12 protein-coding genes are annotated in these 12,139 nt (G+C 66.1%); 4 read left to right on the forward strand and 8 right to left on the reverse strand.

Annotation, left to right across the window (positions count from 1 at the left end):
- The first annotated feature begins 38 nt into the window (after positions 1–38).
- The 3 genes from AC1RBA_RS06690 to AC1RBA_RS06700 all read left to right on the forward strand — a co-directional run bounded on the left by AC1RBA_RS06690 (position 39) and on the right by AC1RBA_RS06700 (position 3,151).
- The gene (locus AC1RBA_RS06690) at positions 39–1,064 is read left to right on the forward strand and encodes an MlaD family protein (protein ID WP_070288677.1); all 1,026 of its coding nucleotides are present in this window, start codon (positions 39–41) and stop codon (positions 1,062–1,064) included.
- Positions 1,061–1,732, forward strand: a complete 672-nt coding sequence (locus AC1RBA_RS06695) for a hypothetical protein (RefSeq protein WP_492417325.1) — start codon at positions 1,061–1,063, stop codon at positions 1,730–1,732. Before AC1RBA_RS06690 ends, AC1RBA_RS06695 begins: the two co-directional genes overlap by 4 nt.
- Positions 1,733–1,819: 87 nt before the next feature.
- A complete protein-coding gene (locus AC1RBA_RS06700; protein WP_492418123.1) occupies positions 1,820–3,151 on the forward strand; it encodes an ATP-binding protein in 1,332 nt (443 codons plus the stop codon).
- Here the strand turns inward: AC1RBA_RS06700 and nosR are convergent.
- The 8 genes from nosR to AC1RBA_RS06740 form a co-directional block, all read right to left on the reverse strand.
- On the reverse strand, positions 3,148–4,509 hold the full coding sequence (nosR, locus tag AC1RBA_RS06705; RefSeq protein WP_492417326.1) for a response regulator c-di-GMP phosphodiesterase, NosR family: 1,362 nt from the start codon (positions 4,507–4,509) through the stop codon (positions 3,148–3,150). The two genes, AC1RBA_RS06700 and nosR, sit on opposite strands and share 4 nt — an antisense overlap.
- On the reverse strand, positions 4,506–5,969 hold the full coding sequence (locus tag AC1RBA_RS06710; RefSeq protein WP_070223938.1) for an ATP-binding protein: 1,464 nt from the start codon (positions 5,967–5,969) through the stop codon (positions 4,506–4,508). Before AC1RBA_RS06710 ends, nosR begins: the two co-directional genes overlap by 4 nt.
- A 14-nt stretch (positions 5,970–5,983) precedes the next feature.
- Positions 5,984–6,823, reverse strand: a complete 840-nt coding sequence (locus AC1RBA_RS06715; protein ID WP_492417327.1) for an HDOD domain-containing protein — start codon at positions 6,821–6,823, stop codon at positions 5,984–5,986.
- A complete protein-coding gene (locus AC1RBA_RS06720) occupies positions 6,820–7,152 on the reverse strand; it encodes a hypothetical protein (RefSeq protein ID WP_070223942.1) in 333 nt (110 codons plus the stop codon). The genes AC1RBA_RS06715 and AC1RBA_RS06720 overlap by 4 nt, the downstream gene beginning before the upstream one ends.
- Complete coding sequence (locus tag AC1RBA_RS06725) at positions 7,149–8,015, reverse strand: response regulator (protein WP_492417329.1); 867 nt, start codon at positions 8,013–8,015, stop codon at positions 7,149–7,151. Before AC1RBA_RS06725 ends, AC1RBA_RS06720 begins: the two co-directional genes overlap by 4 nt.
- A gap of 146 nt (positions 8,016–8,161) precedes the next feature.
- On the reverse strand, positions 8,162–8,620 hold the full coding sequence (locus tag AC1RBA_RS06730; protein WP_070223944.1) for a hypothetical protein: 459 nt from the start codon (positions 8,618–8,620) through the stop codon (positions 8,162–8,164).
- An 87-nt stretch (positions 8,621–8,707) separates the two neighbouring features.
- Positions 8,708–9,970: a DEAD/DEAH box helicase gene (locus tag AC1RBA_RS06735; protein ID WP_492417331.1), complete on the reverse strand. Its 1,263-nt coding sequence runs from the start codon at positions 9,968–9,970 to the stop codon at positions 8,708–8,710.
- A gap of 218 nt (positions 9,971–10,188) precedes the next feature.
- Positions 10,189–11,247, reverse strand: a complete 1,059-nt coding sequence (locus tag AC1RBA_RS06740) for an Lnb N-terminal periplasmic domain-containing protein (RefSeq protein ID WP_230505258.1) — start codon at positions 11,245–11,247, stop codon at positions 10,189–10,191.
- Between the two features lie 185 nt (positions 11,248–11,432).
- Here AC1RBA_RS06740 and AC1RBA_RS06745 point away from each other — a divergent pair, with 185 nt between their 5' ends.
- Positions 11,433–12,137, forward strand: a complete 705-nt coding sequence (locus tag AC1RBA_RS06745; RefSeq protein ID WP_492417333.1) for a hypothetical protein — start codon at positions 11,433–11,435, stop codon at positions 12,135–12,137.
- The last annotated feature ends 2 nt before the right edge of the window (positions 12,138–12,139 follow it).

A 12,139-nucleotide genomic window follows, 5' to 3' on the forward strand; every position in this document is an offset into this window, starting at 1 on the left:
CCAGCGATCCCGAACCACCCATACGAGAGCCAGAAGCCATGAGCCAACCGCAAAATCCCGACCAGGTCGACGTCACGGCGCCCGCCGGTCTCGCGCAAGATAGTGTCCTGCCCGCCCCGCCGCCCGTGCGCCACGCCGAACTGAAGGCGGCCATCCTGCTCATCTTCATGTTCGTGCTGGTGGTCGGCTCCGTCGTCTACCTGATGTATGCGCGCGGCGCCTTCGAAGCCACGCAAACCCTGGTGCTGACGGCCGACGATTCCGACGGCGTGGGCGTGGGCGCCGACCTGACCTTTTCCGGCTTTCCCATCGGCCGCGTGCAGCGCATCGAGCTGGCGCCGGACGGCCGCGCACGCGTCATCGTCGACGTGCCGCGCAAGGACGCGCACTGGCTGCGCAGCAGCTCCATCTTCACGCTGGAGCGGGGCATCGTGGGCGGCGCCAAGCTGCGCGCCTACAGCGGCATCCTGACGGACCCGCCGCTGCCCGACGACGCCACGCGCGATTTGCTGGTGGGCGACATGGCGGCGGAAATCCCCCGCCTGCTGGCCGCCGCCAAGGATTTGCTGAACAACGTGGCGACCCTGACGGGCAGCGATTCCGCGCTCGACGGCACCTTGCGCAATGTGCAGGCCGTGACGGGCAAGCTGAGCGGCCCGGGCGGCGCCATGGGCTTGCTGACGGGCGACGACAAGCAGTCGCGCCTGCTGGTCGAGCGGGCCAACGCCCTGCTGGTCACTGCCGACCAGCTGGCGCGCCGCACGGATGGTCTGGTGGCCAATGCCGATACGCGCGTGTTTGGCGACAAGGGCGTGATGACGGATGCCCAAGCGACCATCGTGCAGCTGAACGCGCTGCTGGCCGACACCCGCGCCAGCCTGAAAAAAGTCGACGCCGTGCTGGTCGAGGCGCAAGCCGTGGGCGCCAACGCCAAGGCGGCCACGGCCGACCTGGGCCCGCTGCGCGCCGATGTGGAAAGCAATCTGCGCAAGGTCGAACAGCTGGTCAATGAAATCAACCGCAAATGGCCGTTCAAGCGCAATCCGGAGATCAAACTGCCATGAAAATGTCCCGCCCCGCTCTCGCCGCCCTGCTGTCCACCTTGCTCGCCGCCTGCTCCAGCGGCCCGCCCGTGCCCGACTGGAAAATGAATGCGCAAAGTTCCGTCGAACGGTTTCAAGCGGCCTACCTGGGCGGCAACGCCCTCGTCGAACAGACGGAATTCCGCCGCGCCCGCAGCCAGGTGGCGGGCACGGGCAAGCTCGAACTGGTGGCGCGCATCGAACTGCTGCGCTGCGCCGCGCGCGTGGCCAGCCTGGCCTTCGAGGACTGCACGGGCTTCGATGCGCTGCAAGCGGACGCGAACGACGCCGACCGCGCCTATGCGGCTTACCTGGCCGGCAAGGCGCAAGGGGCCGATGTCGCCCTGCTGCCGGAAGCGCAGCGGGCGGCAGCAGGCGCCGCATCCGACACGGCCGCCGCCAGCGCCGTGGCGGCCATCGATGACCCGCTGTCGCGGCTGGTGGCGGCCGGCGTGCTGCTGCGCTCGGGCCGTGCCACGCCGGCGCTGCTCGACACGGCCGTCGCCACCGCCTCGGACCAGGGCTGGCGCCGTCCGCTGCTGGCCTGGCTGGGCGTGCAGCGCCTGCGCGCCGAACAGGCGGGCGACACGCAAGCGGCGCAGCGCATCGCGCGGCGCATGGCGGTCGTCGAGCAGCCGCCGGCTCCCTGAGCGCGCCGATGGCGGCCCAAGGCAGGCGGAATCAGGCATAATTCAGCCAGGATGACAGCTATGCCGTGCAGGCAGCGAGGTGTGACGATGCAGTTCGAGGATTTCGACCTTTCCACTCCCGATACCGGCCGGCATGCCGGGGCGGCGCCTGGCGATGACGCACCGGCGGCTACGGCCGTGCGCCTGCAATACCTGCTCGACAATACACCCTCCATCATCTATTGCACCGTGCCCAGCGGCGACTTCAAGATGACTTTTGTCAGCAACAATGCCTTGAACGTGCTGGGCTACCAGCCCGAGGACATGGTCGCCGATCCCAATTTCTGGTTCGACCACATCCACCCCGACGATGCGCCCGGCATCTTTTCCAGCCTGGCGCAGATCTTCGTCGAAGGCGCGCGCGCCTATGAATACCGTTTCCGCGTGCGCGACGGCAGCTACCTGTGGATGCACGACAGCCTGCGCCTGGTGCGCGACGAGCACGGCGTGCCGTTCGAGGTGATCGGCTCGCTCACGGACATCACCGAGCGCAAGCGCATGGAAGCGATGCTGCAGGCGCGCGGCGAGGAGCAGCAACTACTGATCAGCAAGTTGCAGGAAGCGCACGACCAGCTGCTGCAATCGGAAAAGATGGCGTCCATCGGCCAGCTGGCGGCCGGCATCGCGCATGAAATCAACAACCCGATCGGTTTCGTCAACTCCAACATGAGTTCGCTGCAAGGCTATGTCGGCACCCTGTTCGACGTGATCGGGCAATACGAAGCGGCGATGCGCGAGCCGCCGGACGGCCCGGCCCTGGCCGACAGAGTGACCCAGGTGCGCGCGCAGGCCGACCTGGCCTTCCTGCAGGACGACATCGGCGACCTGGTGCGCGAGTCGATGGATGGCTTGAAACGCGTGCGCGACATCGTGCAGGCGCTGAAGGATTTTTCCCACGTGGGCGAGACGGACTGGCAAGTGGCCAGCCTGCACGCGGGCCTGGACAGCACCCTCAATATCGTCGCCAACGAGTTGAAATACAAGGCGCGCATCGAGAAGCACTATGGCGAGCTGCCGCCGATCCTGTGCCTGGCCTCGCAGCTGAACCAGGTGTTCATGAACCTGCTCGTCAACGCGGGCCAGGCCATCAGCAGCGACGGCGTGATCAGCATCCGCACGGGCCACGCGGGCGACTGGGTGTGGGTGGAGATCGGCGACACGGGCGCCGGCATCGCGCCCGAGCACCTGAACCGCATCTTCGAGCCGTTCTTCACCACCAAGGCCGTGGGCAGCGGCACGGGTCTGGGCCTGTCGCTGTCGTACGGCATCGTCAACAAGCACGGCGGACGCATCGAGGTGGCGTCGGAAGTGGGCCAGGGCACGCGCTTTACCGTGCACCTGCCGCTGCAGCCGCCCACCGCCGCGGCCGCGAACGCCTAGGCGTCCTTCACGGGCGCGTACACGCGGATGCTGAGGCGCCCGCCATTCTTGCCTTCGAAATCGAGCAGCTGGGCGATCACGCGGGCCGTCAGCACGTGTTCGGCCGCCAGCAGCATCAGGCCGTCGCGGCTGATTAGGTCGCGCGACAGCACCATGCCCGGTTCCAGCTGGCCCGACAGCACGGTCAGGTCGCGCGCCGGCGGCTCCGTCTCCTCCATGATGCCGCGGAAAGCGGCCACCACGGCCGGGTCGTAGCGCTTGCCGACGCTGTCGTAGATCAGGGTGCGGGCCTCGTCGGCGCGCAGGCTGCGCTGCACCATGGCGCCGATCTGCAAGCCGTCGTAGTCGGACGCCAGCGCCAGGATGCGCGCGCCCATGGGAATGGCCAGGCCCACCAGGCCATCGGGAAAGCCGCCGCCGTCGAAACGCTCCAGCTGCGAGCGCAGGATCACGGAGACGGCGCGCAGCTCGTCGAGCGCCATCAGCAGCTGTTCGGCGCGCAGCGGATGCTTGCGGAAGGCGGCCAGCTGCTCGCCCGTCCAGGCGCTGGCCGGCAGTTCCAGCACGTCGTCGCTGAGGCTGAGCTTGCCGATATCCTTGAGCAAGGCCGCGATGAACACGTCGCGCGCCTCCTGCCCTTCCAGGCCCAGCGCCTGCGCCAGCTTGCGCGACAGCTCGGCCACCCGCCGCGCATGGCCGGCCAGCTTGCCGCCGCGCATTTCGATCAGGTTGGAAAACACCTTGATCGTCGTCACGAACGTGGCTTTCAGGCGCTCGTTGGCCGCCTGCACCTCGTCGTGCGACTGTTTCAGCTGCTGCGTGCGCGTGGCCACCTTCGCTTCCAGGCTGGCGTTGAGAGCCTGCAGCTCCACGTTCTGGCTGGCCGTCAGCGCTTCCAGGCGCCGTTTTTCCTGCTCCAGCGCGCGCCGTTCCAGCGCGTGGCGCACCACCAGCACGATATCGTTCTCGTCCCACGGCTTGGTCACGTAGCGGTAGATTTCGCCCTGGTTGATGGCGTCGAGGATGGACTGGATGTCGGCATAGCCGGTCAGCAGCAGGCGGATGGTGCCGGGCCAGCGCTGGCGCACCTGGGCCAGGAACTGCGCGCCATCCATGTGCGGCATGCGCATGTCGGAAATGACCAGGTCCACCGTCTCGCTCTCGAGCAGGGCCAGGCCGGCCGCGCCGCCGTCGGCCGTCAGCACGCGGTAGCCGTGCGGGCGGAACAGCCGCCGCAGCGACGACAGGATATTCGGTTCGTCGTCGACGCACAGGATGGTGGGCGGCGCGGCCGCGGTGCTGGCGCTGGCGCTGGTACTAGTGCTCGTGCTCGTGCTCATGCTGTCCTGTTCGTTCATGGTGTGACGGGCTGCGCCTGGCGCACGGGCAAGGTGATGCGGAAGGTGGTGCCGCGGCCGATGATGCTGCGCACGTCGATGCGGCCATGGTGTTTCTGCACCGTCGTATAGGCCAGCGACAGGCCCAGTCCCGTGCCCTTGCCGACGGCCTTGGTGGTAAAGAACGGGTCGAAGATGCGCGACAGGTGTTCGGGCGCGATGCCGCCGCCCGTGTCCTCGACCTCGATCCACACTTCCGTGGCGTTGTCGCTGCCCGTGCGCAGGGTGATGCGTCCGCGCGCCTCGCCCATGGCGTGGGCCGCGTTGACGACGAGGTTCATGATCACCTGGTTCAGCTCGGAAGGCTGGCATTCGATATCGGGAATGTCGCCATATTCGCGCACCACGTCGGCCTTGTACTTGACCTCGTTGTTCACGATATTGAGCGTGGTATCGATGCCTTGGCGCAGGTCGGCCCAGACCCACTCCTGGTGCGCATCCGTGCGCGAAAAATCCTTCAGGTCCTGCACGATGCGGCGCACGCGCGAAATGCCTTCCTTCGACTCGCCCATCAGCATGGGAATGTCGGTGCGCAGGAAGTCCAGGTCGATCTGTTCGCGCAGCGCGCGCAGGCGCGCCGCCACCACGGGGTCGGCGACGGCCGGCTCGGCGTCCTCGTAGGCGTCGAGCATGCTGAACAGGTCATCCAGATAACCTTCCAGGGTGCCGACATTGGAAAACACATAGCCGATGGGATTGTTGATCTCGTGCGCCACGCCGGCGGCCAGCTGGCCGATCGACGCCAGTTTTTCCGACTGCAGCAGCTTTTGCTGGGCCAGCGACAGCTTGCTGTTCAATTCCGTCAGGGCCAGGTTGCGCTCGCGCAGTTCCAGATCGGCGATCTGGCGCTGGCGGATATCGTCGGCCAGGCGTTCGTTCATTTCCGCCAGCTGGGCCGTGCGCTTGGCCACCAGGTGTTCCAGATTGTCGTGCGCCTTGCGCAGCGCCAGTTCCGCCAGGCGCCGCTCGCTCACGTCGCGCAGGGTTTCGATGGCGCCCACCAGGCGTCCCTGGCGGTCGCGCAGGGGCGCCGCCGTGAAATGCAGCCAGTGGCCGTCGGGCCCGATATCGGCAAAGAAATCCTCGGCCTCGAAGGCGCCGGGGATCACGGGAGAACGCTTCAGCTTGCCAAGGTAAAGGTCATTTTCGCCGAGCGCGATATCGTCGGCCACCAGCAGGTCGGCCAGGCAGGCGCGCGGCTGCGGATAAAACGCCTTCCAGTGGTCGCGCGTGCCGACCATTTCGGCGGCCGTAAAGCCCAGCAGCTGTTCGCAGGCGCTGTTCCAGTGCGTCACCACGTGGTTCGTATCGATGGCGAAAGTGGCCACGGGATGGCCGTCGAAAAATGCCGACAGCGCGATGGTGTCGCCCTGGCGGCGTTCCGGCATGGCGGGCAGCGCCTGTCCTGCATCTGTTTCCATGGCCTCTATCCTGTTCATGCCAGCATGATCCGCGACATTTCATCGAAGGTGTGTTCCGTTTGCGCCAGCAGCGCCAGCCAGGCCTGCTCGTCCAGCGCGACGCTGCGCCAGCCCGCCGGCGACAGCGGCGGCACCAGCGCATCGTCGACCCCGGCCAGATCGAGCGCCAGGGCGACGGCATTGGCCATGTGCACGGCCAGCGGCAGGCCGCCCGCTTCCAGCCGGTCGATGGCATAGTGGTCGGCCACCGCCTGCTGTATTGCCTCGGGAAACTTCCAGTAGGCGGCCAGGGCGCGGCCCACCTGCGCGTGATCGATGCCGATGACGGCCAGTTCCGCCTCGGCCATCTGGCAGTCGTGCGCCTGGCGGTAGCTGCGCACGAGCGCGTGCTCGGCCGGGAAGCGCGTCACCAGCACCAGGGTGCCCAGGTCGTGCAGCAGGCCGGCCGTGAATGCCGTTTCGGGATTGACGCGCAAGTGCGGCGCCAGCAGGCGCGCGGCGATGGCCGTGGCCAGCGAATGGCGCCAGAACGCCTGGAAATCGAAGCCGCCGCTCACCGGCGCGAAGCTGCCCGTCAGGGCGCAGGCCGTGACGACGGTGCGGATGCTGTGAAAGCCCAGCACGGATACGGCTTGCGGAATGCTGGTGACCTTCGATTGCATGCCGTAGAACGAGGAATTGGCGATGCGCAGAGTCTTCGCCGCCAGGCCCTGGTCCAGCTCGATCTTTTGCGCCAGCACGTGCACGTCCGTGTCGTCCTGGTCCATGCTCGACAGCAGTTCCAGCACGACCACCGGCAGCGAAGGCAGTTCCTGTATCTGGCGGATGATATGTTCAAAGCTAAGCCGTGTCATGCCGCGCCCCCTTGCCGGTAGCGCTGCACCAGCGCCAGCAGCTGGGCCCCGGCGGAATCGGGCGGCGTGGCGCGGAACAGCACGGCCAGCCGTTCCAGGCGGCGCAAGCGTTCCTGCTCGGCGTGCGCCTGCGCGGCGGGGTCGGGCGCCTCATCCATGACGACGTGGCAGCGTTCCACATTGCGCCGGCGCAAAGCCGCCAGGTTCGCCGCCGTCAGGGTGGCGCCCTGGGCCAGCAGCACGGCGCCGCTGGCGTCGTTCAAGGCCTGCGCCAGCACCATGCCTTCCTGCGCCTGCTCCATGGAAATTTCGCGTCCGCTTTCACTCATGTATCCGCTCCATGACGACTCAGGGTGACCAGGCTGCCGCGCGAGCGCGAATGCAGGCCCATCGGATGGACCGCCACGGTATATGGCTGGCCATCGATGGCTGCCAGGCAAAGCGCGCCCTGCCCGTCGAACAATTGCGGCAAGACGATCGCCGCCTCGTTGCCCAGCAGGGCCGCGCCCCGTTCGAACAGGTTGGCCGCCGCCGCGTTGATGAAGGCGATCATGCCGTCCTCATCGAGGCCGATCACGGGCAGCGGCAGAAATTGCAGCAATTCGCGCGCGATGCCGAGGCTGACCTCGTCGCGGCTGATCTGATGCTGCTGCTGGCGCACCAGCGCCTGCATGGCGGCATTGGCCGCCGCCAGCGCCTGGTTGGCGTCGCGCAGCTGCGCATTGAGGCGCACATTGTCGTCGTCGATGCCCTTCAGGCGAAAGGCTTCGGCGATATGCTCGCGCAGTTGATGGTCTTCCCAGGGCTTGGTGAGAAACTTGAAGATGGCGCCCTCGTTGACGGCGTCCGTGACGGCCTGCAACTCGGTATAACCGGACAGCATGATGCGGATGGTTTGCGGACACAGCAGCTTGGCCTTGCGCAGGAAGTCGGCGCCCAGCATGCCCGGCATGCGCTGGTCCGACACGATCACGTCGACGGCATGGCTGGCCAGCACGTCCAGCCCTTCCTGGCCGCTGTTGGCCGTAATGATATGGTAGCCATCGCGCCGCAGCAGGCGCTTGAGGGAAGCGAGGATATTGGGCTCGTCATCGACCAGCAGCAAGGTGCGCGGCGCCGCCGCAGGCTGCTGCCCGGCGTCCGCCGCCAGCGCCGCCATACCCGGCATGCCATGCTCGTCGTGCACATCCATCGGACCATCCTCTCATCGCCATGGCGATATCGGAGCTTGCCTGGAGGGGAATCTGCCGCGCGAGACAGTCTTGCGAGTCTTGCGCGGCAGCCAGCTTGCGTTGAAATTATACGACTAAATATTCCTTCATTGCACTTATCCTGCACTTATCCGCGCCGCGCCGGACAAGGCGTGTTGCGGTAGAACACAAAGCCGCCCAGGCCGATGGCTTGCGTGTCGGCTTTCACGGCGTACACCAGCGTGTTCCTGGCCGCATCGACCCTCAGCAGATTCTTGTGCAGCACCGTTTGCGCGTGCGACAGTTCCAATGATGGGGTCGGCGCCAATGCCAGACTTAGTTCGGACGTGGCCGCGTCATACGTCCAGCGGCCCGGGTTGAAAAAGGCGAAGCCGCCGTCGAAACGCAGGCTGCCATCCTTGAACTGGGTCAGGCAAATGCCGGGAAATTCGCTGGGCGGGTTGTACCAGGTGGCGGCCACGGCGGCATCGGCCGGCGTCTTGCCCGGCATCTGCATGCCGGTGCTGTCAGTTTTGCCGCCCAGGCCGGCGCAACCGGCCAGCGCCAGCGCGCCCGCCAGCACGCCCGCGCGTATGGTGTATATCATGTGCATTGCCGTCCCCTTGCTTTATAGAAACACAATCTTAAAGCGGGATGGCTGGCCGTTCAAGCGGCCAGCGCACATAAGGCCAATTTAATTGTCCCCGGCCGACTTCGCCGCCATGGCAGCCGCTTCGCGCAATTTGTCCTTCTTGCTCTTGCGCGCGCCCTTCACGCCGCCGTTCACCGTGTCCGTGACGGGATGCACGGGCGCAGGCAGTTCCGTCGGCTCGAAACCGGCCACCACTTCGCGCACGATGCGCAAGTCGTTGCGGTTTTCGATCAGGCGGAAATGCGCTTCCGTGTCGGCCGTGACGAAACTGATGGCCGTGCCGCTTTCGCCGGCGCGGCCCGTGCGGCCGATGCGGTGCGTGTAGTCGACGGCCGAACGGGGCAAGTCATAGTTGACGACGGCCGGCAGGCCGGCGATGTCGATGCCGCGCGCGGCCACGTCGGTGGCCACCAGCACCTGCAGCCGGCAGGCCTTGAAGTCGGCCAGCAGCTGGCTGCGCGTGCCCTGGCTGAATTCGCCGTGGAAGGCGCCCACGTGCAGTCCCGCGCGCTGCAGCTTGTCGGCCACGTGTTCGGCCGCGTACTTGGTGGCGACGAACACCAGCACGCGCTCCCACTGCTGCTGCAGGATCAGGTAGCGCAGCAGCTGCGTGCGGCGCGGCACGTCGACCGTGATGGCACGCTGCACGATGTCGGGCTTGTCCTGCGCTTCGGACGCCACCTCGATGCGCACGGGCTCCTTGAGCAGGCTGTCGGCCAGCGCCTGCACGCTGTCGGGGAAGGTGGCGGAAAAGAACAGGTTTTGCCGCTGTTTGGGCAGCAGCGCCAGGATGGCGTTAATTTCCTCGCTAAAACCCATGTCGAGCAAACGGTCCGCTTCGTCGAGCACGCACAGCGACACGCCGCCCAGCTTCACGGCATTTTGCCGCACCAGGTCCAGCAGGCGGCCCGGCGTGGCGACGACGATATCGGCGCCGCCGCGCAAGTCCATCATCTGCGGATTGATCGACACGCCGCCGAACAGCACGGAAATCTTCAGTTTCACGGGCAGCGGCTTGGCCAGCGCGTGCACCGTCTGCCCCACTTGCGCGGCCAGCTCGCGCGTGGGCACGAGGATCAGCGCGCGCACCTGGCGCGGGCCGGAAGCGGGCGCCATCAGCGCCTGCAGCAGCGGCAGCGCGTAGGCGGCCGTCTTGCCGGAACCCGTCTGGGCCGCGCCCAGCACGTCGCTGCCGCGCAGGATGGCGGGAATGGCGGCCGCCTGGATGGCCGTCGGCGCGGCATAGCCGGCCTTGTCGACGGCACGGACCAGGGCGGGAATCAGACCCAGGGAGGAAAATGGCATAGCGGGCCTTCTTTATTCGTAAAGTGAGACCGGCCGCAATGTGCGGCCGGTCGGAATAGCGACAGTATAAGGCAATGACCGTTAACGCCCAACCAAACCTACTGCGCGTCGGCATAGGCGGCCTGCGATGCTCACTGTACTATTCGTACAGTTCCGCTTCTCGGCCACCTCTTCCTTCCGCTCGCTACGGTTTGATTGAGCGTCGTTGCGACAGTAGATCATTGCTTGGGCATTTGCAGCGTCGGATGGCCCGCGTCATCGTAGCCCGGCATGCCGCGCCGGATCGTATGCGAAAAGTCCGCATCGTCGTTGGCGGCCCGCGCGCGCGCCGTGATGTGACCGCCATCGCGCAACTGCTGGAAGGTCTGGCCAGGTACCAGGCCCTTGACGTCGAACAGATAGCGGTCGAGGTAGCCCGAGGCCATCAGCCGGTAATCGAGCGGCAGGCCCGGCACGATGCGGCGCACCATCTCGAAGACGATGGTGGTGCAGTTGGCCGTCAGGGTGTTGTAGAACTGCGGCTGGGCCTTCAGCGCCTGCGCCTCGTCCAGGTAGGCGAGGAACAGCGAGCGCATGGCCGCTTTCGGCATCATCACGCGGTACAGATGCATGTCCTCGCCGCGCGCATTCGTGCGCACGCGCAGGATGTCGCGCTCGTCGGCGGCGATCAGGCTCATTTCAAAATGCTTGAAAAAGCCGCCGATGGCGGAAAAGCTCTCGCCCTTTTCCTTGCGGATCTCGATGGAAAACGTCAGAAAGCGCCCGTCGGCGAAGCCGAACGAGATCAGCGTATGCGCGATGTACGGCCCCGTCCAGTACGACAGCGCCGTATCCACCGTGCGCAGCTCGTCGAGGTCGTAGCTGCGCTGCTCCCACTTGACCGTGTAATCGTCGTCGCTGCGCCAGTCGAAATTGCGCACATTGTCCAGGGTGACGAGGTTGCCCTTGAGCGTGCCCGTGACATTGCGCGCCACGTCGTCGGCCCACACGCGCTGCTGTTTCGGCGCGATCAGGCTCCACCACACGAGCAGCAGGATGAAACCGGCCGCATACGGCAGCAGTACGCGCGCGTCGCCGCGCGTCCACCACAGCGCGATGCTGGCCACGCCCAGCGCGGCCCACAGCAGCGCGCCGATGGCTTGCGCCGCCGTGCCGCCGGACAGCTGGTACCACAGCGCCAGCGCACCCCACAGTGCGGTCAACAGGATAATCAGGGAAACGGCCATTTTGCCAATGCTGGCCAGCACGGAGCGGGCATGGTGTGATAAGAAAGTCATGCCCTGATTATAAGGGCAAGCGCAGGAAGAGGTGCGTCCGAGCAAGTACAGCCGAACAACAGGCACTGGCCGCACATCATTGCTTGCCTGCTAATTTATTTCATGAGAGCATATTGCAAAAATAAAATGTATAGACAAGGCATCCTCTCACCGCAGTGCGGCCTTGCCGATTTCCGGAGACACCTTTGCAAGCCCCTTCCCTCTACGCCCTCGCCGGCAGCCTCAATTCCCTGTTCATCATCGTCAGCCTGTACGGCCTGTGGTCGCAGCTGCAAAAAATCTGGCGGCGCAAGCGCGATGCGGGCATCGGTGCCGGCCAGACGACGGACATCCTGTCGATCAACCAGTTCACCGTCAGCTTCCTCGCGTATTGCGCGTTCTTCGTCTACGGCTATTCGATCACACCGTTCAACCACTACATCGTCTGGCCCCGTTTGGTCGCTTCCCTGATCGCGCTGGCCATCCTGCATGAAATCGAGCGTGACCGCCGCAGCCGGGCATCGCGCCATGCGCTGCTGGCCTGCGCGCTGCTGCTGTGCGCCGGCGTGGCGGGGCTGGCCTTCGGTCCCACCTTCACCGATGAAAAGCGCGTGATCTCGCAAAGCCTGATCGTCGCCGTCACCGTGCTGCTGGCGCAGGGCTATGCGCACCAGATCCGCCTGATCTGGCGCTCTGGCAGGACGGGCGCCGTGTCGTTAAAGATGAGCCAGTTCATCCTGGCGATGGATGTCAGCACCATCTTCTTTGCCTGCGTCATGGGCCTGTCGACGGGCTGGCCATTGCTGCTGCTCGCCAGCGTCAGCGCCACGACCAAGCTGATCATCATGTGGCTGTTCCGCTGGGAGAAGAGCAGCCGCGCCGCGCAGGTCAAACGGCAGGCACCGGCCTGAGG

Source organism: Janthinobacterium sp. GW823-FHT03B06, from assembly GCF_058796955.1.

Bases quoted from the DNA above. Each gene is read 5' to 3' on its own strand.
- AC1RBA_RS06725 (WP_492417329.1), bottom strand. From the start codon at position 8,015: ATGGATGTGCACGACGAGCATGGCATGCCGGGTATGGCGGCGCTGGCG.
- AC1RBA_RS06720 (WP_070223942.1), bottom strand. From the start codon at position 7,152: ATGAGTGAAAGCGGACGCGAAATTTCCATGGAGCAGGCGCAGGAAGGC.
- AC1RBA_RS06740 (WP_230505258.1), bottom strand. From the start codon at position 11,247: ATGACTTTCTTATCACACCATGCCCGCTCCGTGCTGGCCAGCATTGGC.
- AC1RBA_RS06735 (WP_492417331.1), bottom strand. From the start codon at position 9,970: ATGCCATTTTCCTCCCTGGGTCTGATTCCCGCCCTGGTCCGTGCCGTC.
- AC1RBA_RS06730 (WP_070223944.1), bottom strand. From the start codon at position 8,620: ATGATATACACCATACGCGCGGGCGTGCTGGCGGGCGCGCTGGCGCTG.
- AC1RBA_RS06690 (WP_070288677.1), top strand. From the start codon at position 39: ATGAGCCAACCGCAAAATCCCGACCAGGTCGACGTCACGGCGCCCGCC.
- AC1RBA_RS06695 (WP_492417325.1), top strand. From the start codon at position 1,061: ATGAAAATGTCCCGCCCCGCTCTCGCCGCCCTGCTGTCCACCTTGCTC.
- AC1RBA_RS06710 (WP_070223938.1), bottom strand. From the start codon at position 5,969: ATGGAAACAGATGCAGGACAGGCGCTGCCCGCCATGCCGGAACGCCGC.
- nosR (WP_492417326.1), bottom strand. From the start codon at position 4,509: ATGAACGAACAGGACAGCATGAGCACGAGCACGAGCACTAGTACCAGC.
- AC1RBA_RS06700 (WP_492418123.1), top strand. From the start codon at position 1,820: ATGCAGTTCGAGGATTTCGACCTTTCCACTCCCGATACCGGCCGGCAT.
- AC1RBA_RS06715 (WP_492417327.1), bottom strand. From the start codon at position 6,823: ATGACACGGCTTAGCTTTGAACATATCATCCGCCAGATACAGGAACTG.